The organism is Pseudomonas sp. SD17-1 (assembly GCF_029201585.1).
Classification (GTDB): domain Bacteria; phylum Pseudomonadota; class Gammaproteobacteria; order Pseudomonadales; family Pseudomonadaceae; genus Aquipseudomonas; species Aquipseudomonas palmensis.
In genome coordinates this window covers 3,610,148-3,629,499 of sequence record NZ_CP104044.1, presented here as the reverse complement: position 1 = coordinate 3,629,499, position 19,352 = coordinate 3,610,148, and the positions used below count along the sequence as shown (strand labels likewise).

The following is a 19,352-nucleotide window of genomic DNA, read 5'->3' as shown; positions in this document are numbered from 1 at the left end:
GCTTAGCGGTCCACGTCAGCCATAACGAAGTCGATACTGCCCAGGTACGCAATCAGGTCCGCGACCATGCTGCCGCGGATCACCGAAGGGATCTGCTGCAGGTGCGGGTAGCTCGGAGTGCGGATCCGGGTGCGGTAGCTCATGGTGCCGCCGTCGCTCGTCAGGTAGTAACTGTTGATGCCCTTGGTCGCTTCGATCATCTGGAAGGACTCGTTGGCCGGCATGACCGGGCCCCACGAAACCTGCAGGAAGTGCGTGATCAGGGTCTCGATGTGCTGCAGGGTGCGCTCTTTTGGCGGCGGCGTGGTCAGCGGGTGATCCGCCTTGTACGGGCCTTCCGGCATGTTGCGCATGCACTGGTCGATGATCTTGATGCTCTGGCGCATTTCTTCCACGCGCACCATGCAGCGGTCATAGGCATCGCCATTGCTGGCCAGCGGCACTTCGAACTCGAAGTTCTCGTAGCCCGAGTACGGGCGTGCCTTGCGCAGGTCGAAGTCGCAACCGGTCGAACGCAGGCCGGCACCGGTGACGCCCCATTCCAGGGCTTCCTTGGTGTTGTAGGCAGCCACGCCGATGGTACGGCCCTTGAGGATGCTGTTCTGCAGGGCGGCCTTGGTGTACTCGTCGAGGCGCTTGGGCAGCCAGTCGACGAAGTCCTTGACCAGTTTTTCCCAGCCGCGCGGCAGGTCGTGGGCCACGCCACCGATACGGTACCAGGCCGGGTGCAGACGGAAACCGGTGATGGCTTCGATCACGGTGTAGGCGCGCTGACGGTCGGTGAAGGTGAAGAACACCGGGGTCATGGCGCCGACGTCCTGGATGTAGGTACCCAGGAACAGCAGGTGGCTGGTGATGCGGAAGAACTCGGCCATCATGATGCGGATGGTGTCGACCTTCTGCGGCACCTTGATGCCGGCCAGCTTCTCGACCGCGAGCACGTAGGGCAGGTTGTTCATCACCCCGCCCAGGTAGTCGATGCGGTCGGTGTAGGGGATGAAGCTGTGCCAGGACTGGCGCTCGGCCATCTTCTCGGCACCACGGTGGTGGTAGCCGATGTCCGGGACGCAGTCGACGATCTCTTCACCGTCCAGCTGCAGCACGATACGGAACGCACCGTGAGCCGAAGGGTGGTTGGGGCCAAGGTTGAGGAACATGTAGTCCTCGTTGGCACCGGAACGCTTCATGCCCCAGGCTTCGGGGTTGAAGCGTGCGGCTTCTTCCTCGAGCTGCTGCTTGGCCAGGTTCAGGCTGTAGGGGTCGAACTCGGTGGCGCGCGCCGGGAAGTCCTTGCGCAGCGGATGGCCTTCCCAGGTGGGCGGCATCATGATGCGGGTCAGGTGCGGGTGGCCGGCAAAGTCGATGCCGAACATGTCCCAGACTTCGCGCTCGTACCAGTTGGCGTTGGGCCAGATACCGGTGACGGTGGGCAGGTTCAGGTCACCTTCGTTCAGTGCCACCTTGATCATCACGTCGCTGTTACGCTCGACGGACAGCAGGTGGTAGAACACGGTGAAGTCGGCGCCCGGCAGGCCGCGACGCTGGGTGCGCAGGCGCTCGTCCACGCCGTGCAGGTCGTACAGCATGCTGTACGGCTTGGCCACGTTGCGCAGGAAGGTCAGCACTTCGATCAGCTTGGCGCGGGCAACCCAAAGCACCGGCATGCCGGTGCGGGTGTCCTGGGCGGTGAACGCCTCGGGGCCAAAACGATTGTTCAATTCGACGACCACATCCTGGTCGTCAGCCTTGTAAGGCGGGATGTAAATAGCGGTGTCCGCTGTCATGGTCTCGATCGCTTTCGGTCAACGTAGAGAATGAAGCCAGGCCGCCTGCTCGAATGAACAGGCGGCAGGTCGCTGGATCAGACTTCGTCGGGGCTGCGCAGGTGGGTAACCTGGATACGCTGTTCACGACGCTGCTCTTTCTGCGACGGCATCTCGGCGCGGTACACGCCTTGATCGCCGACGACCCACGAAAGAGGGCGCCGCTCCTTGCCGATCGATTCCTGCAGCAGCATCAGGCCTTGCAGGAACGCTTCGGGGCGAGGCGGGCAGCCAGGCACGTAGACATCCACGGGGAGGAACTTGTCGACCCCCTGAACGACCGAGTAGATGTCGTACATGCCACCGGAGTTGGCGCACGAACCCATGGAGATGACCCACTTGGGTTCGAGCATCTGCTCGTACAGGCGCTGGATGATCGGCGCCATCTTGATGAAGCAGGTGCCGGCGATGACCATGAAGTCGGCCTGACGCGGCGATGCCCGGATGACCTCGGCGCCGAAGCGGGCGATGTCGTGGGGCGCCGTGAAGGCCGTGGTCATTTCCACGTAGCAGCAGGAGAGGCCGAAGTTGTACGGCCACAGGGAATTCTTGCGCCCCCAGTTGACGGCTCCACTGAGTACATCTTCGAGCTTGCCCATGAAGATGTTCTTGTGGACCTGGTCCTCTAGCAGCGAATCGGAGACGGTTTCCCGTTCACCGATTGGATACTGCTCGTTGGGCGCATCGGGGTCGATCCTGGTGAGATTGTATTGCATTGCCAAAGCCTCATTGTTTCAGCTTCGCTTGCCGCTTGCGACGACCTTCGGGAGCCCAATCGAGGGCCCCGACGCGCCATAGGTAGACAAGACCTGCCAACAGAATTGCTATGAAAACGAGTGCTTCGACGAATCCGGTCCAGCCGCTTTCGCGGACGGACACAGACCATGCAAAGAGAAAGAGGGCTTCGATATCGAAGATCACGAACAGCATCGCGACCAGATAGAATTTGGCGGAAAGACGCAGGCGGGCACCGCCTGTTGGCAGCATGCCGGACTCGAACGGTTCGTTCTTGCTGCGGCCCCAGGCCTTGCTGCCCAGCAGGGCGGACAGGCCGAGCATGAAGGCACACAGGCCGACGACACCCAAAAGGAAGATGGCAAAGCCCCAGTTGTGGGCGATGAGTCCTGTCGAATCGGGCATGCTGAAAATCCTTAACAGAGCGCTTGGTCTCTGAGCTTGAAAAGAAGTAGAGCAGTGACGATATGTCGCAGCGAAATCTATCGCGCTGATTTTATGGGTAAACCCGTAGCAAGTAAAATTTCTGCAGCAAATTTATTCGTAGCATTAAGAACAAAAATCTTTCGTAACTCGCTGCAGGCCACGTATTCCGTGGATTGCGCGTGCTTTTGTTAATTATGTTTCTTGTATGGCGTAACGAAATGCAAGTTTCGAAATGATAATTAATATCATTTGAGGAACTCCTGTTATTCCTACCTCCTGCGTCAACTAAAAGTTGTTGTTCAAGGGTGTGGCCGGCAAGTTTGTGCGCCCCTGTTTCGGGCAGTGTCTGCGTGCTGGCGCTGGGCTCTGGCTCAGGGTTGTGCGCGGGGGTGGCGCGTCGGTATCTGCGCTGCCACGGCCGTCCGCTGACGCCGGTGTGCACTAGCATAGCCAATCGGGGGTAATAAGGAAGCCTTGTGCCGGGCGGCTGGCCTTTTCGCCGGCAAGGCTGACGCCTGCGCGGGGTATGAATGGCACAAGACCCGGAGCCCCATCACAGGCCCCGGGTCTTGCGTGTTACCCGAATGTCACCAATCGATCAGCCGATCAGTGGAACTGCTCTTCTTCGGTCGAGCCGGTAAGGGCGGTAACCGAAGACTTGCCACCCTGGATCACGGTGGTCATGTCGTCGAAGTAGCCAGTGCCCACTTCCTGCTGGTGCGCCACGAAGGTGTAGCCTTTGGACGCGTCGGCGAATTCCTGCTCCTGCAGCTTCACGTAGGCAGTCATGTCGTTGCGGGCGTAGTCGTGCGCCAGGTTGAACATGCCGTGCCACATGTTGTGGATGCCAGCCAGGGTGATGAACTGGTGCTTGTAGCCCATGGCCGACAGCTCGCGCTGGAACTTGGCGATGGTCGCGTCGTCCAGGTTCTTCTTCCAGTTGAAGGAAGGCGAGCAGTTGTAGGACAGGATCTGGTCCGGGTATTCCTTCTTGATGGCTTCGGCAAAGCGGCGTGCTTCGTCCAGGTCCGGCTTGGCGGTTTCGCACCAGATCAGGTCGGCATACGGTGCGTAGGCCAGGCCGCGGGCAATCGCCTGGTCCAGACCGGCACGTACCTTGTAGAAACCTTCCTGGGTACGCTCACCCACCACGAATGGCTGGTCGTACGGGTCGCAGTCGCTGGTCAGCAGGTCGGCGGCGTTGGCGTCGGTACGGGCCAGGATGATGGTCGGTACACCGGCGACGTCGGCTGCCAGGCGGGCAGCGCTGAGCTTCTGTACGGCTTCCTGGGTCGGAACCAGTACCTTGCCGCCCATGTGGCCGCATTTTTTAACCGAGGCCAGTTGGTCTTCGAAGTGAACGCCGGCGGCGCCTGCCTCGATCATGTTCTTCATCAGCTCGTAGGCGTTGAGCACGCCGCCGAAACCGGCTTCAGCGTCAGCCACGATCGGTGCGAAGTAGTCGATGTAGCCGTCGTCGCCCGGGTTCTTGCCGGCTTTCCACTGGATCTGGTCGGCGCGACGGAACGAGTTGTTGATGCGCTTGACCACGGTTGGCACGGAGTCCACCGGGTACAGCGACTGGTCGGGGTACATGGACTCGGCCGAGTTGTTGTCGGCAGCCACTTGCCAGCCGGACAGGTAGATAGCCTGGATACCGGCCTTGACCTGTTGAACAGCCTGGCCGCCGGTCAGGGCGCCCATGCAGTTGACGAAATCTTTTTCAGGGCGGAACGAAGGGTGGGCGCCTTTGGTTACCAGGTTCCACAGCTTCTCGGCACCCATGCGGGCCAGGGTGTGCTCAGGTTGAACCGAGCCACGCAGACGAACGACATCAGCGGCAGAGTAGGTACGGGTCACGCCTTTCCAGCGTGGGTTCTCGGCCCAATCTTTTTCGAGGGCTGCAATTTGCTGTTCGCGTGTCAGTGCCATGAAAGTAAACCTCGTCGCATAGGTCGGTAAAAAATGTTCGCTCTGTCGGCTGCGCTGTGCGTACAGGGGCAGCTCCGATTGCTCGCTGGTCAGAAGCACTGGCAGCCAGTGGTGTGGGCGAAATGGCGACGTTGAACGATGGGGCTCGAAGGGGGAAGTGAGCAGGTCCTTGGCGTGGCTGTCGGGCAGGTTGGCTCGTGGTTGCCGTGCTGCGTCGATCAGGGTGTGCCGTCTACCGTTTGATGCGCTTCCGTCCCTCGGGACAACTTCGTTCCAGTCGCAATCTCGTCAAACCGCCTTGTGGGCTGTACAGACACGAATCGGCTCAGGTCGGGTAGGTCAGAGCGCAACTCGAAGGCCCTTGCCAGGGCCTCTGATTAGCGGGAGCGGGGCCATCATGCCTCTGCGATTCGGGGGCGTCAAATGTTTTGTAGTGCTTTTTTTCATCCACTACATCTTTGGTCTAATACGACTCGTCAGTCAGTTTCGAGGCCTTTGGTCGAGGCCTTGAACGACGCGGGGTCAGTCCAGTGCCTCGACTTTTACCCGCAAAGTCATGTTCTCACCGCGCTGTGTGGAGTAACTGAGGGTCGAAGCGCTGCGATCGGCCTGACTTTGAGCGTTGACACCTGCCAGGCTGATCCACTCGCCAAGCTTGCCGGTGACCTTCGTGTCGGTGCTTTGCACCTTCACTACATCGGGGCGTTCCTGGCTCATTCGGTCATTGTTGGTGCTGATGGCAAGGTGCACGGTTTCGCCGGTGACGCTGGCGGTGACGTAGAAACCCTGGGTGACGTTGCGGTACTCGGTGTTGCTCTGCACGCGTCCGTAGCTGTCGGTCTGGGTGCTGGTGATGGGAATGCTCTGGCCAACCTGGATCAGCGCCGGAGTGCCCTCGCTGGCCTGCACCTGTTGCAGCCCACCCTCGCGGTTGGCGGTGCCGTAGCGGATCACGCGGGCATTGCCGCGGTTGTCCTGGACGTTGCTGTCGGTGTTGTCGACGCTGATCAGCAGGCGCTTGGGGGCGGTGTCCAGTTGTTGCAGCAGGGTGCGAAGTTCGTCGATCTTGCCGGGCTCGGCATTGACGATCAGCTTGTTTTCGAAGGTGCTGATACTGCCGTCCTTGCCGATGAAGGCTTGCGCGGCTGGGAGCAGTTCGGCGCTGGTGCGGTGGTTCAGCGGCAGGACTTCGGTGGCGGCCAGCGCACTGAGGCTGAACGACAGAAGCAGGGTGGCGAGCAGGGGGCGTAGCGGCATGTCCATGGTCTCCGCGGGTGGAGTGGACATGATGGCAAATTTGTAGCGGTTGTGCTGGCCTGTTCGCCGGCAAGGCCGGCTCCCGCAGGTATGGGAGCTGGTCTTGCCGGCGACAGGGCTGGCGCTTACTGCGAGTCGCGCACCATGTCCACGTGCGGCAGGCCGGCCTCGAGGAACTCCTCGCTGACAACCTTGAAGCCCAGGCGCTCGTAGAATGCGGTGGCATGCACTTGTGCGGTGAGCTTCTGCTGGCGCAGATCGCGGTTCTGCGCCTCGGCGATGGCGGCCTGCATCAGTGCGTCACCCACCTTGAGCCCGCGCCAGTCCTTGAGCACCGACACGCGCCCGATCTGGCCATCCTGCAACAGGCGGGCGGTGCCGATGGCGTAGTCACCCTCAAAGGCCAGGAAGTGCACGGCGATGTTGTCGTCGGCATCCCACTCCAGCTCTGGCGGCACGTTCTGCTCGGCAATGAACACCGATTCGCGGATACGGCGGATGTCGGCGTTGTCTTTCTGCCAATCGGCCAGGCGTACTTCGATCTTATTCATTGGCAAATCCCAGGCTTCCTTGCTTGACCAGTTCGCAGATCAGGGTAAGGCCATTTTCGTCGCCAAGCCATGGCGCGAGGTTTTCCACGTGCAGGGCGTCGGCGGCGCAGATCAGCTTGAGCAGGTCGCGCAGTTCGCCCGGCAGCAGGCGGCTCTGGCCGCTGGCGAACAGCAGTACGTTGTCGTCGACTTCCGACCAGGCCAGGCGCGCGCTCGGGTTGCGGATCAGGATCGCACCCTGTTCCAGGCTGTCGATCAGGTCTTCTTCGCTCAGTGCCTCGCCAGCCACCAGTTCCGGGTAGCGTGGTTCGGTCATGAACTGGCCGAACCAGGTCAGCAGCAGGCGCTCGTCGCTCATGTGCTCGGCCAGCAGGCCCTTGAGGCGATCCAGGGCGTCGCGCTGGATCTGGTGCGGGTCGCTCACTGGCTGGGCGTCGGCGTCGGTGTAGCGCTCTTCGTCAGGCAGGAACTGGCTGAGGAAGTCGGTGAAGTGGGTCAGCACTTCGGCGGCGCTCGGCGCGCGGAAGCCGACCGAATAGGTCAGGCAGTCGTCTTCGGCCACACCGTAGTGGGCCAGGCGCGGTGGCAGGTAGAGCATGTCGCCCGGTTCCAGGGTCCACTCGTCGGTCTGCTCGAAGTCGGCCAGGATGCGCAGGTCGGCGTGCTCGATCAGCGGGCTGTCGCTGTCGCACATCTGGCCGATCTTCCAGTTGCGCTTGCCCTGGCCTTGCAGCAGGAACACGTCGTAGTTGTCGAAGTGCGGGCCCACGCTGCCACCCGGGGCGGCGAAGCTGATCATCACGTCGTCGATGCGCCAGCTTGGCAGAAAGCGAAAGCTCTCCAGCAGCTCGCCCACTTCCGGCACGAACTGGTCGACGGCTTGTACCAGCAGGGTCCAGTCGCGCTCAGGCAGGGTGCTGAAGGTGTCGTCGTCGAACGGGCCGCGGCGCAGTTCCCACGGGCGCTCGCCATGTTCGATGACCAGGCGCGATTCGACTTCCTCTTCCAGTGCCAGGCCGGCCAGTTCATCGGCATCGATCGGGCTTTCGAAATCAGGGAAGGCCTGGCGAACCAGCAGGGGCTTCTTCTGCCAGTAGTCGCGCAGGAATTCGCGGGCAGTCAGGCCGCCCAGCAGCTGAAGTGGGGTATCAGGATTCATGTGTAACCTATTGAAAAAAAGTAATTTTCTTTCAGCAATAAAAACGCCCGGCCAAGCCGGGCGTCAAAACGCGGGGGCAATCAGATGCGTTTGGCTTGTGCCGCGGCATTACCGATGTAGTTGGCCGGGGTCAGCTTCTTCAGCTCGGCGCGGGCTTCGGCCGGCATGTCCAGGCCATCGATGAAGGTTAACAGCGCTTCAGGGCTGATACCTTTGCCGCGGGTCAGCTCTTTGAGCTTCTCGTACGGGTTTTCGATGTCGTAGCGGCGCATCACGGTCTGGATCGGCTCGGCCAGGACTTCCCAGCAGGCGTCCAGGTCTTCGGCGATGCGGGCTTCGTTGATTTCCAGCTTGCTGATGCCCTTGAGGCTGGCCTCGTAGGCGATCACGCTGTGGGCGAAACCGACGCCCAGGTTGCGCAGCACGGTGGAGTCGGTCAGGTCGCGCTGCCAGCGCGAGATCGGCAGCTTGCTGGCCAGGTGCTGGAACAGCGCGTTGGCGATGCCCAGGTTGCCTTCGGAGTTCTCGAAGTCGATCGGGTTGACCTTGTGCGGCATGGTCGAGGAACCGATTTCGCCGGCAATGGTGCGCTGCTTGAAGTAGCCCAGCGAGATGTAGCCCCAGATATCGCGATCGAAGTCGATCAGGATGGTGTTGAAGCGGGCGATCGCGTCGAACAGCTCGGCAATGTAGTCGTGCGGTTCGATCTGGGTGGTGTAGGGGTTGAACACCAGGCCCAGCTCGTCTTCGATGAAGGCGCGGGCGTTGGCTTCCCAGTCGATCTGCGGGTAGGCCGACAGGTGGGCGTTGTAGTTGCCCACGGCGCCGTTGATCTTGCCCAGCAGCGGCACGGCGGCAACCTGGGCGATCTGGCGCTCCAGGCGGTACACCACGTTGGCCAGCTCTTTGCCCAGGGTAGTCGGCGAAGCCGGTTGGCCGTGGGTGCGCGACAGCATCGGTACGTCGGCGAAGCGGTGGGCCAGTTCGCGGATCGACTCGGCGATCTGGCGCATCAGCGGCAGCAGCACGCTGTCGCGGCCTTCGCGCAGCATCAGGCCGTGGGACAGGTTGTTGATGTCCTCGCTGGTGCAGGCGAAGTGGATGAACTCGCTGACCTTGGCCAGTTCCGGCAGCTGGGCGGCCTGCTCCTTGAGCAGGTACTCAATGGCCTTGACGTCGTGGTTGGTGGTGCGCTCGATCTCTTTGACGCGCTCGGCGTGCTCGAGGGCGAAGTCGTCGGCCAGGGCGTTGAGCACGGCGTTGGCTTCGGCGGAAAACGCTGGTACTTCAGCGATTTGCGGGTGGGCGGCCAGGCGCTGGAGCCAGCGGACCTCGACCAGGGCGCGGAAACGGATCAGGCCGTATTCGCTGAAGATGGGGCGCAGGGCCTGGGTTTTGCCGGCGTAGCGGCCGTCAACAGGGGAAACCGCAGTGAGCGAGGAAAGCTGCATGGGGTGTTCTCGGACAGTCGGGCAACGAAAAGGGCGCATATCATACATGAAAAACGCGCCCGGGTTTTGAGGGTGACAAAAGGTCTTTCGGGCCTTTTCGCTGGCAAGCCAGCGAAGGCCGCGACGCGGTCAGGGTCAGCCGCGCAGCATCGGGTACAGCTCCTTGAGCAGCTTGCGCCGGCTGATCACCAGCTGCCAGCGGTGCCCGCCCAGCTGGCGCCACAGGCGCGCAGCACGGATGCCGGCCAGCAGCAGGGCGCGGATCTTCGAGGCATTGTTGGGCTGCTGCAGGTTGCGCATGTCGCCATGCACCTGGATACGCTGGCGCAGGGTGCTCAGGGTGTCCTGGTAGAGGGCGCCGCACGAAGCGATCACGTTTTCATGCACCAGGCCGAAATGATCGGCCTGGGACTGGATCTGCGGCAGGCGCTTGCCGATGGTGTCGAGCATGTCGCCACGCTTGGCCAGCTGGCGCTCCAGGCCCAGCATCGACAAGGCGTAGCGCAGCGGCTCGCGCTGCAGGCTGGCAGGGTCGCGCTCCAGCGCGCTGGCCAGGGCGCGGTAGCCATCCTTGAGGTTCAGGTCGTCACCGCCGAACACCTCCAGGGTGTCCTTGGGGTCGCGTACCAGCAGGCTGCCGAGCATGCAGCCCAGGTCGGCCTCGCTGGCCTGGCCCGTGCGGGCGATTCGGTCGACCAGCACGGCGGCCTGGAATACCCCGCCCAGAGCGACCAGTTGTTCTTGCATCTGGTTCATCAGCGGCTGCTCCAGGGCTCGGCCACTTCGATCACACCGCCCCCCAGGCATACCTCACCGTCATAGAACACCACCGACTGGCCCGGCGTCACGGCGCGCTGCGGCTCGTCGAAAACGGCGCGGTAGCCGCTTGTGGTGCGTTCCAGGGTGCACGCCTGGTCGCTCTGGCGGTAGCGCACCTTGGCCGTCAGCTGGCGCGGGCTGGAGAGGTCGACGGGGTTGACCCAGAAGATCTCCGAGGCGCGCAGGGCGCGGGAGAACAGCCACGGGTGCTCGTTGCCCTGGCCGACCACCAGCACGTTGCGGCTGAGGTCTTTCTCCAGCACGTACCACGGCTCGTCGCTGGCATCCTTGAGGCCGCCGATGCCCAGGCCCTGACGCTGGCCGATGGTGTGGTACATCAGGCCGTGGTGCTGGCCGATGACTTCACCCTCGGTGGTCTGGATTTCACCGGGCTGCGCCGGCAGGTATTGCTTGAGAAAATCGCTGAAGCGGCGCTCGCCGATAAAGCAGATACCGGTGGAGTCCTTCTTCTTGGCCGTGGCCAGGCCGTGTTTTTCGGCGATGGCGCGCACCTCGGGCTTTTCCAGTTCGCCCACCGGGAACAGCGTGCGGGCGATCTGCTCGCCGCCGACGGCGTGCAGGAAGTAGCTCTGGTCCTTGTTCGGGTCCAGGCCCTTGAGCAGCTCGGTACGCCCGTCGATGTCGCGGCGGCGCACATAGTGGCCGGTGGCGATCAGGTCGGCACCGAGCATCAGGGCGTAGTCGAGGAACGCCTTGAACTTGATTTCGCGGTTGCACAGGATGTCCGGGTTCGGCGTGCGCCCGGCCTTGTACTCTTCCAGGAAGTGCTCGAACACGTGGTCCCAGTACTCGGCGGCAAAGTTGGCAGTGTGCAGCTTGATGCCGATGCGGTCGCACACGGCCTGGGCATCGGCCAGGTCTTCGCGGGCGGTGCAGTATTCGGTGCCGTCGTCCTCTTCCCAGTTCTTCATGAACAGGCCTTCCACCTGGTAGCCCTGCTCGATCAGCAGGAGGGCGGAGACGGAAGAGTCCACGCCGCCGGACATGCCGACGATGACGCGTGTCTTTTCGGGTTCGTAGAGTGCTGGACTGGTCATAGGTACCGGCTGTGTATCTGGAAAAAGACGTCGATTCTATCAGGCTGCGCCGCGCAAGGCGAAAGCCGCGGCTTCAATTGCGGATCAGGCTCAGGCTGTGCAGCGGGCCGGCCAGGTAGTCGTCGATGCATTGCGGCACCAGCTCGCTGCGCCAGCGCTCGGGGGCGGCCAGCAGTTCGTCGCGGGTGAGCCAGGTGGCGCGCACGATGTCGGTGTCCAGGGCGCGCTCGGGGTGGTGGCGAAGCGGGCGGGCAGCGAAGCAGATGCGCTGGTAGGTCACGCCGTTGCTGGGGGCGGTATAGAGGTAGATGCCGACGATGCCGGTAAGCTCGACGTCCCAGGCGGTTTCTTCGAGGGTCTCGCGCAGGGCGGCTTCGAGCAGGGTTTCGTTGGCTTCGAGGTGGCCGGCGGGCTGGTTGAAGACGTGCCGGCCGGCCTTGAATTCCTCGACCAGCAGGAAGCGGCCGTTGTCTTCGACGATGGTGGCGACGGTGATGTGGGGTTGCCAGGTCATGCGGGTGCTCCTGCTCAGGGCAGCGTCGCCTGCATCGCGGGTCAAGCCCGCTCCCACACAACCCCTGTGGGAGCGGGCTTGACCCGCGATGCAGACGACACAGATTCCAGAAAGCACAAACCCCGGTGCGTGGCCGGGGTCTGTGTGTCAGCTCAAGCCAACCTTACAGCGCGGCAACCGCGTTGTTGAAGGTCTGGCTCGGGCGCATTGCCTTGGCGGTCAGCTCGGCATCGGGGTAGTAGTAACCACCGATTTCAACCGGCTTGCCCTGGACTGCGTTGAGCTCGGCGACGATGGTCGCTTCGTTCTCGGTCAGTGCCTTGGCCAGCGGTGCGAAGCGTGCTTGCAGCGCCGCGTCATCGGTCTGTGCAGCCAGTGCCTGGGCCCAGTACAGGGTCAGGTAGAAGTGGCTGCCACGGTTGTCGATGCTGCCAACCTTGCGCGCAGGGGACTTGTTGTTGTCCAGGAACTGGCCGGTGGCCTGGTCCAGGGTCGCAGCCAGTACCTTGGCCTTGGGGTTGGCGTAGGCGGTGCTCAGGTGCTCGAGCGAAGCTGCCAGGGCCAGGAACTCGCCCAGCGAATCCCAGCGCAGGAAGTTTTCTTCCACCAGCTGTTGCACGTGCTTGGGTGCCGAACCGCCGGCGCCGGTTTCGAACAGGCCGCCGTTGTTCATCAGCGGCACGATCGACAGCATCTTGGCGCTGGTGCCCAGCTCCATGATCGGGAACAGGTCGGTCAGGTAGTCACGCAGCACGTTGCCGGTGACCGAGATGGTGTCTTCGCCGGCACGGATGCGCTGCAGCGAAACCTTCATGGCCTCGACAGGCGACAGGACACGGATGTCCAGGCCGGTGGTGTCGTGGTCTTTCAGGTACTTCTGGACCTTCTCGATCAGCACGCCGTCGTGGGCGCGTTGCGGGTCGAGCCAGAAGATCGCCGGGGTGGCGCTGGCGCGGGCACGGTTGACGGCCAGCTTGACCCAGTCCTGAATCGGCGCGTCCTTGGTCTGGCACATGCGGAAGATGTCGCCGGCCTCGACGTCCTGGGACAGCAGCAGGTTGCCCTTGCCGTCGACGACGCGGATCACGCCATCAGCCTTGGCCTGGAAGGTCTTGTCGTGGGAGCCGTACTCTTCGGCCTTCTGTGCCATCAGGCCGACGTTCGGCACGCTGCCCATGGTGGTAGGGTCGAAGGCGCCGTGTTGCTTGCAGTCTTCGATCACCGCCTGGTAGATGGTGGCGTAGCAGCGATCCGGGATCACTGCCTTGGTGTCCTGCAGTTGGCCTTCGGTGTTCCACATCTTGCCCGAGTCGCGGATCATCGCCGGCATCGAGGCGTCGACGATGACGTCGCTCGGCACGTGCAGGTTGGTGATGCCCTTGTCGGAGTTGACCATGGCCAGCGCCGGGCGCACGGCATACACGGCCTGCACGTCGGCTTCGATCTGGGCCTGCTGCTCGGCTGGCAGGTCCTTGATGCGGGCGTACAGGTCGCCGATGCCGTTGTTCAGGTTGAAGCCGACCTGCTCCAGTACGGCGGCGTGCTTGGTCAGCGCGTCCTTGTAGTACTCGGCGACGATCTGGCCGAACATGATCGGGTCGGAGACCTTCATCATGGTGGCCTTCAGGTGAACCGACAGCAGTACGCCCTGGGCCTTGGCTTCTTCGATCTGGGCAGCGATGAAGCTGCGCAGGGCCTTGGTGCTGAGCACGGCGCAGTCGACGATTTCGCCGGCCTTGACCGCGGTCTTTTCTTTCAGGACGGTGGTCGAACCGTCCTTGGCCAGCAGCTCGATGCGCAGGCTGTCATCGGCTTCGATCAGCGCGGCTTTTTCGCTGCCGTAGAAGTCGCCGTTGTCCATGTGCGCGACGTGCGACTTGGAGTCGGCTGCCCAGGCGCCCATCTTGTGCGGGTGCTTGCGGGCGTAGTTCTTGACCGACAGCGGTGCGCGGCGGTCGGAGTTGCCTTCGCGCAGTACCGGGTTCACGGCGCTGCCCTTGATGCGGTCGTAGCGGGCGCGGGCTTCTTTTTCCGCGTCGGTGCTGACGGTGTCCGGGTAGTCCGGGATGTTGAAGCCCTTGGCTTGCAGTTCCTTGATCGCGGCCTTCAGCTGCGGTACCGAGGCGCTGATGTTCGGCAGCTTGATGATGTTGGCTTCAGGCGTGGTTGCCAGTTGGCCCAGTTCTGCCAGGTGGTCGGCCACTTGCTTGTCGGCGCCGAGCTGTTCAGGGAAGGCAGAGAGGATACGGCCAGCGAGCGAGATGTCACGGGTTTCGACGGCGATGTCGGCAGTGGCGGTGAACGCTTCGACGATGGGCAGCAGTGAGTAGGTGGCGAGGGCGGGGGCTTCGTCGGTGAAGGTGTAGATGATCTTGGATCGGGTGGGCATATTCGGGTTAACTCTCTGTTTTGCTGAGCGTGCGCGGAATCTCGAGGGGTGCGCAGGATAGGCGCTTCGCTCAAGCGGATCCATGAGCAGAAAGTCGAGGATTCCGGGCTGTGATGGTGGGTTGCATCAGTCGAGTGTCAAACGGCTGAACTGCGGTAACAGCCCAGTCTTGTCGGGGCCGGACGTCTCTATTCGGACCGGTCGCCCCCAGTGACCCTTTGGTCACCGGCGGAGTATATCAAACCCTTGGTCGTAATCATCAAGGTCAACATGTCGGATGGCCACTTTTAGACCAAAGACGTAGAGCGTTTTACGCTGGTATGACGGTTTTTTCGGCGAGGTTTGCGTCTGCGTTCAACTGGGTTAGGCTCTGGGGATTGCATGAAGTCCTATCAACCAGAAAAAAGCGGAGTGCAGCATGGGATACCAGAAAATCAAGGTTCCGGCAGTCGGTGACAAAATCACCGTCAACGCAGACCATTCTCTCAATGTTCCCGACAATCCGATCATCCCCTTCATTGAAGGTGACGGTATTGGCGTCGATGTCAGCCCGGTGATGATCAAGGTGGTCGATGCTGCAGTCGAAAAGGCTTATGGCGGCAAGCGCAAGATCTCCTGGATGGAAGTGTACGCCGGCGAGAAGGCCACCCAGGTCTACGACCAGGACACCTGGCTGCCCCAGGAAACCCTGGATGCGGTGAAAGACTACGTGGTATCGATCAAGGGCCCGCTGACCACCCCGGTCGGCGGCGGCATCCGTTCGCTGAACGTCGCCCTGCGCCAGCAACTGGACCTGTACGTGTGCCTGCGTCCGGTGGTGTGGTTCGAGGGTGTGCCCAGCCCGGTGAAAAAACCTGGCGACGTCGACATGGTGATCTTTCGCGAGAACTCCGAGGACATCTATGCCGGCATCGAGTGGAAGGCCGGCTCGCCCGAGGCGAACAAGGTCATCAAGTTCCTCAAGGAGGAAATGGGTGTCACCAAGATCCGCTTCGACCAGGATTGCGGCATCGGCATCAAGCCGGTTTCCAAGGAAGGCACCCAGCGCCTGGTGCGCAAGGCCCTGCAGTATGTGGTGGATAACGACCGCGAGTCGCTGACCATCGTGCACAAGGGCAACATCATGAAGTTCACCGAGGGGGCCTTCAAGGACTGGGGCTACGAGGTGGCCAAGAACGAATTCGGCGCCGAGCTGCTCGATGGCGGCCCGTGGATGAAATTCAAGAACCCCAAGACCGGCCGTGAAGTGATCGTCAAGGACGCCATTGCCGACGCCATGCTCCAGCAGATCCTGCTGCGTCCGGCCGAGTACGACGTGATCGCCACCCTCAACCTGAACGGTGACTACCTGTCCGACGCCCTGGCGGCGGAAGTGGGCGGTATCGGTATCGCGCCGGGTGCCAACCTGTCGGACACCGTGGCCATGTTCGAGGCCACCCACGGCACGGCGCCCAAGTATGCCGGCAAGGATCAGGTCAACCCTGGTTCGGTGATCCTGTCGGCCGAGATGATGCTGCGTCACCTGGGCTGGACCGAGGCGGCGGACCTGATCATCAAGGGCACCAACGGGGCTATCAAGGCCAAGACCGTGACCTACGACTTCGAACGCCTGATGGAAGGTGCGACGCTGGTGTCGAGCTCGGGCTTCGGTGAGGCGCTGATCAAGCACATGTAAGCGGGCAGCAAAAGGCCGGCCTGTCCGAGAGGGCAGGCCGGCCCTGGTGTTCCTGGGGTGTTCAGGCGTCGATCGTGGTCGCGCTGCCGGCGGGCTCGCTCTGGGCGCTGGTGACGACGGGTCTTATGTTCTGCGCATGAAACCCCTTGGGTGCCTGAATGATATCGAATGTGACGACTTGTCCGGCCTTCAGGGTCTTGTAACCTTCCATGTTAATGGCAGAGAAGTGGGCAAACAGGTCCTCATCCTTGCCATCCTCGTTGATGAATCCGAATCCCTTGGCATTGTTGAACCACTTGACTTTGCCGGTTGCCATCCTCATATCCCTCTGCAAAGGACTCCATCACTGGAGTATCATCCACTCCATCCGCCTATGAACCTGCGAAAATTCTGGTTGACTGCGCGGATCTTTATCGACCACGGTGGGCTCTTATTGGTTGTAACACCGATTTGCCGATAGTCAAGGTCAGGCGACGGCCGTTCCGGCGTGTGGCCAGGCGGTCCACATTCAACCTTAACCTGTCGAAATGATGAATTTCTTTCCATGCATGCACATAGCCAGATTCGACTAACATTCAATCAGGATCGCCCGCAGCAGGATGAGGACGATGGCTCTGGTCTGGCGGTACAGGAAGCCAAGCCCGCGCTGCAGGCACCACCGATGTACAAGGTGGTTTTGTTCAACGATGACTACACACCGATGGATTTCGTCGTCGAAGTGCTCGAGGTGTTTTTTAACCTGAATCGCGAGCTGGCGACCAAGGTCATGCTGGCCGTCCATACAGAAGGGCGGGCAGTGTGCGGATTGTTTACCCGCGACATCGCCGAGACCAAGGCCATGCAGGTCAACCAATACGCCCGGGAAAGCCAGCATCCGCTACTCTGTGAAATCGAGAAGGACGGTTAATCGCCGACCACTTGGGTATGAGGTGAAGCTATGTTAAACCGCGAGCTCGAAGTCACCCTCAATCTGGCCTTCAAGGAGGCCCGTTCGAAGCGTCATGAGTTCATGACCGTCGAACACCTTCTGCTGGCGCTTTTGGATAATGAGGCCGCCGCAACCGTTTTGCGTGCCTGTGGAGCCAACCTCGACAAGCTCAAGCACGACCTGCAGGAGTTCATCGACTCCACCACGCCACTGATCCCCGTGCATGATGAAGACCGCGAGACCCAGCCAACCCTGGGCTTCCAGCGGGTGCTTCAGCGTGCCGTGTTCCATGTACAGAGCTCGGGTAAACGTGAAGTCACCGGCGCCAATGTGCTGGTGGCGATCTTCAGCGAGCAGGAAAGCCAGGCGGTGTTCCTGCTCAAACAGCAAAGTGTCGCGCGAATCGACGTGGTCAACTACATCGCTCACGGTATCTCCAAGGTGCCGGGCCATGGCGAACACCAGGACGGCGAGCAGGACATGCAGGACGAAGACGGCGGCGAAGCCTCGTCCTCGAGCAATCCGCTGGATGCCTATGCCAGCAACCTCAACGAGCTGGCACGCCAGGGGCGTATCGACCCGCTGGTGGGGCGCGAGACCGAGGTCGAGCGCGTGGCGCAGATCCTTGCGCGTCGGCGCAAGAACAACCCGCTGCTGGTGGGCGAGGCCGGGGTGGGCAAGACCGCCATCGCCGAAGGCCTGGCCAAGCGTATCGTCGACGGTCAGGTGCCTGACCTGCTGGCCCAGAGCGTGGTCTATTCGCTGGACCTGGGCGCCTTGCTGGCCGGTACCAAGTACCGTGGCGACTTCGAGAAGCGCTTCAAGGCGCTGCTCGGCGAACTGCGCAAGCGTCCGCAGGCGATCCTGTTCATCGACGAAATCCACACCATCATCGGCGCCGGTGCGGCATCGGGCGGGGTGATGGATGCGTCCAACCTGCTCAAGCCGCTGCTGTCTTCGGGTGATATCCGTTGCATCGGCTCGACTACGTTCCAGGAGTTCCGCGGCATCTTCGAGAAGGACCGGGCCCTGGCGCGGCGCTTCCAGAAGGTGGATGTCAGCGAGCCGTCGGTGGAAGACACCATCGGCATCTTGCGCGGCCTCAAGGGGCGTTTCGAGTCCCATCACAGCATCGAGTACAGCGATGAGTCGCTGCGTGCCGCAGCGGAGCTTGCAGCGCGCTACATCAATGACCGTCACATGCCGGACAAGGCCATCGACGTGATCGACGAGGCGGGGGCGTACCAGCGCCTGCAGCCGGTCGAGAAGCGCGTCAAGCGCATCGATGTGCAGCAGGTGGAAGACATCGTCGCCAAGATTGCGCGCATTCCGCCAAAGCACGTCACCAGTTCCGACAAGGAGCTGCTGCGCAACCTGGAACGCGACCTGAAGCTGACCGTGTTTGGCCAGGATGCCGCGATCGATTCGCTGGCCACCGCCATCAAGCTGTCGCGTGCGGGCCTGAAGGCGCCGGACAAGCCGGTGGGCTCGTTCCTGTTTGCAGGCCCTACCGGGGTCGGCAAGACCGAGGCGGCGCGTCAGCTGGCCAAGGCGCTGGGGGTCGAGCTGGTGCGTTTCGACATGTCCGAGTACATGGAGCGTCACACCGTGTCGCGCCTGATCGGTGCGCCTCCGGGCTATGTCGGGTTCGACCAGGGCGGCCTGTTGACCGAAGCCATCACCAAGCAGCCGCATTGCGTGCTGCTGCTCGATGAAATCGAGAAGGCTCACCCGGAAGTCTTCAACCTGCTGCTGCAGGTGATGGACCACGGTACCCTGACCGACAACAACGGGCGCAAGGCGGACTTTCGCAACGTCATCGTGATCATGACCACCAACGCCGGCGCCGAGACTGCGGCACGGGCCTCGATCGGGTTTACCCATCAGGACCACTCGTCCGACGCGATGGAAGTGATCAAGAAGAGCTTCACGCCGGAGTTCCGCAACCGCCTGGACACCATCATCCAGTTTGGTCGCCTGAGCCACGAAGTGATCAAGAGCGTGGTCGACAAGTTCCTCACCGAACTGCAGGCCCAGCTGGAAGACAAGCGCGTACTGCTGGAGGTGTCGGATGCTGCTCGCAGCTACCTGGCAGCCGGTGGCTACGATGCGCAGATGGGTGCGCGGCCCATGGCGCGGCTTATCCAGGACAAGATCAAGCGGCCGCTGGCCGAAGAGATCCTGTTTGGCGAGCTGGCCGAGCATGGCGGCGTGGTGCACATCGACCTGCGCGATGGCGAGCTGGTGTTCGACTTCGAGACCACGGCCGAGATGGCCTGATCGCGTTCGCCGGCACGGCCGGCTCCTGCGGGGTGATGCTGCCCTGGTAGGAGTCGGCCTTGCCGGCGAGGCTTTTCAGGCAGGCACGCAAAAACGCCCGGCACTGGCCGGGCGTTCTTGTGTGTAGCGTTTAGCGGGCGCGGTAGGTGATGCGCCCTTTGCTCAGGTCATAAGGCGTCAGTTCGACGCGGACCTTGTCGCCGGTGAGAATACGGATGTAGTTCTTGCGCATCTTGCCGGAGATATGCGCGGTAACGACGTGCCCATTTTCCAACTCCACGCGGAACATGGTGTTGGGCAGGGTGTCGACGACAGTGCCTTCCATTTCGAAGCTGTCTTCTTTCGACATGCAGTA

General features: G+C 62.1%; 17 protein-coding genes. 3 read left to right on the top strand and 14 right to left on the bottom strand.

Annotated elements, in window-relative coordinates; translation table 11 throughout:
- Window positions 1-2 precede the first annotated feature (2 nt).
- The 12 genes from nuoC to N0B28_RS16400 all read right to left on the bottom strand — a co-directional run bounded on the left by nuoC (window position 3) and on the right by N0B28_RS16400 (window position 14,114).
- Window positions 3-1,784, bottom strand: a complete 1,782-nt coding sequence (nuoC, locus tag N0B28_RS16455) for an NADH-quinone oxidoreductase subunit C/D (protein ID WP_043860866.1) — start codon at window positions 1,782-1,784, stop codon at window positions 3-5.
- Window positions 1,785-1,861: 77 nt separating this feature from the next.
- The gene (locus N0B28_RS16450) at window positions 1,862-2,539 is read right to left on the bottom strand and encodes an NADH-quinone oxidoreductase subunit B (RefSeq protein ID WP_043860865.1); all 678 of its coding nucleotides are present in this window, start codon (window positions 2,537-2,539) and stop codon (window positions 1,862-1,864) included.
- Window positions 2,540-2,549: 10 nt separating this feature from the next.
- Window positions 2,550-2,963 carry an NADH-quinone oxidoreductase subunit A gene (locus N0B28_RS16445; RefSeq protein WP_010220397.1) on the bottom strand — a complete coding sequence of 138 codons (414 nt, stop codon included), beginning with the start codon at window positions 2,961-2,963 and terminating at the stop codon, window positions 2,550-2,552.
- A 627-nt stretch (window positions 2,964-3,590) separates the two neighbouring features.
- Window positions 3,591-4,916, bottom strand: a complete 1,326-nt coding sequence (gene aceA / locus N0B28_RS16440; protein ID WP_043860864.1) for an isocitrate lyase — start codon at window positions 4,914-4,916, stop codon at window positions 3,591-3,593.
- Between the two features lie 522 nt (window positions 4,917-5,438).
- Window positions 5,439-6,173 (bottom strand): secretin N-terminal domain-containing protein, encoded by a 735-nt coding sequence (locus tag N0B28_RS16435; RefSeq protein ID WP_229589330.1) that lies wholly within the window; start codon window positions 6,171-6,173, stop codon window positions 5,439-5,441.
- A gap of 125 nt (window positions 6,174-6,298) precedes the next feature.
- The gene (locus N0B28_RS16430) at window positions 6,299-6,724 is read right to left on the bottom strand and encodes a GNAT family N-acetyltransferase (protein ID WP_043860862.1); all 426 of its coding nucleotides are present in this window, start codon (window positions 6,722-6,724) and stop codon (window positions 6,299-6,301) included.
- A complete protein-coding gene (locus N0B28_RS16425) occupies window positions 6,717-7,883 on the bottom strand; it encodes a cupin domain-containing protein (protein WP_043860861.1) in 1,167 nt (388 codons plus the stop codon). The genes N0B28_RS16430 and N0B28_RS16425 overlap by 8 nt, the downstream gene beginning before the upstream one ends.
- Before the next feature lie 80 nt (window positions 7,884-7,963).
- Window positions 7,964-9,334 carry an adenylosuccinate lyase gene (purB, locus tag N0B28_RS16420; RefSeq protein WP_043860860.1) on the bottom strand — a complete coding sequence of 457 codons (1,371 nt, stop codon included), beginning with the start codon at window positions 9,332-9,334 and terminating at the stop codon, window positions 7,964-7,966.
- 135 nt (window positions 9,335-9,469) lie between these two features.
- Complete coding sequence (hflD, locus tag N0B28_RS16415) at window positions 9,470-10,090, bottom strand: high frequency lysogenization protein HflD (RefSeq protein WP_043860859.1); 621 nt, start codon at window positions 10,088-10,090, stop codon at window positions 9,470-9,472.
- Window positions 10,090-11,211 carry a tRNA 2-thiouridine(34) synthase MnmA gene (gene mnmA / locus N0B28_RS16410; protein WP_275727535.1) on the bottom strand — a complete coding sequence of 374 codons (1,122 nt, stop codon included), beginning with the start codon at window positions 11,209-11,211 and terminating at the stop codon, window positions 10,090-10,092. The genes hflD and mnmA overlap by 1 nt, the downstream gene beginning before the upstream one ends.
- A 73-nt stretch (window positions 11,212-11,284) precedes the next feature.
- Window positions 11,285-11,725: an NUDIX hydrolase gene (locus tag N0B28_RS16405; protein WP_078480764.1), complete on the bottom strand. Its 441-nt coding sequence runs from the start codon at window positions 11,723-11,725 to the stop codon at window positions 11,285-11,287.
- Between the two features lie 163 nt (window positions 11,726-11,888).
- Window positions 11,889-14,114, bottom strand: a complete 2,226-nt coding sequence (locus tag N0B28_RS16400; RefSeq protein ID WP_054915101.1) for an NADP-dependent isocitrate dehydrogenase — start codon at window positions 14,112-14,114, stop codon at window positions 11,889-11,891.
- A 418-nt stretch (window positions 14,115-14,532) separates the two neighbouring features.
- Here N0B28_RS16400 and icd point away from each other — a divergent pair, with 418 nt between their 5' ends.
- On the top strand, window positions 14,533-15,789 hold the full coding sequence (gene icd, locus N0B28_RS16395) for an NADP-dependent isocitrate dehydrogenase (RefSeq protein WP_043860855.1): 1,257 nt from the start codon (window positions 14,533-14,535) through the stop codon (window positions 15,787-15,789).
- A 61-nt stretch (window positions 15,790-15,850) separates the two neighbouring features.
- On the opposite strand, the gene cspD is transcribed toward icd, so the two are convergent.
- Window positions 15,851-16,105, bottom strand: coding sequence for a cold shock domain-containing protein CspD (cspD, locus tag N0B28_RS16390; protein WP_058541364.1), 255 nt, complete (start codon window positions 16,103-16,105; stop codon window positions 15,851-15,853).
- Window positions 16,106-16,333: 228 nt separating this feature from the next.
- On the opposite strand from cspD, the gene clpS reads away from it, so the two are divergent.
- The gene (clpS, locus tag N0B28_RS16385) at window positions 16,334-16,696 is read left to right on the top strand and encodes an ATP-dependent Clp protease adapter ClpS (protein WP_043860853.1); all 363 of its coding nucleotides are present in this window, start codon (window positions 16,334-16,336) and stop codon (window positions 16,694-16,696) included.
- Between the two features lie 30 nt (window positions 16,697-16,726).
- Window positions 16,727-18,997: an ATP-dependent Clp protease ATP-binding subunit ClpA gene (gene clpA, locus N0B28_RS16380; RefSeq protein ID WP_043860852.1), complete on the top strand. Its 2,271-nt coding sequence runs from the start codon at window positions 16,727-16,729 to the stop codon at window positions 18,995-18,997.
- 130 nt (window positions 18,998-19,127) lie between these two features.
- Here clpA and infA read toward each other — a convergent pair whose 3' ends face one another.
- The gene (gene infA, locus N0B28_RS16375) at window positions 19,128-19,346 is read right to left on the bottom strand and encodes a translation initiation factor IF-1 (RefSeq protein WP_002553999.1); all 219 of its coding nucleotides are present in this window, start codon (window positions 19,344-19,346) and stop codon (window positions 19,128-19,130) included.
- Window positions 19,347-19,352 lie beyond the last annotated feature (6 nt).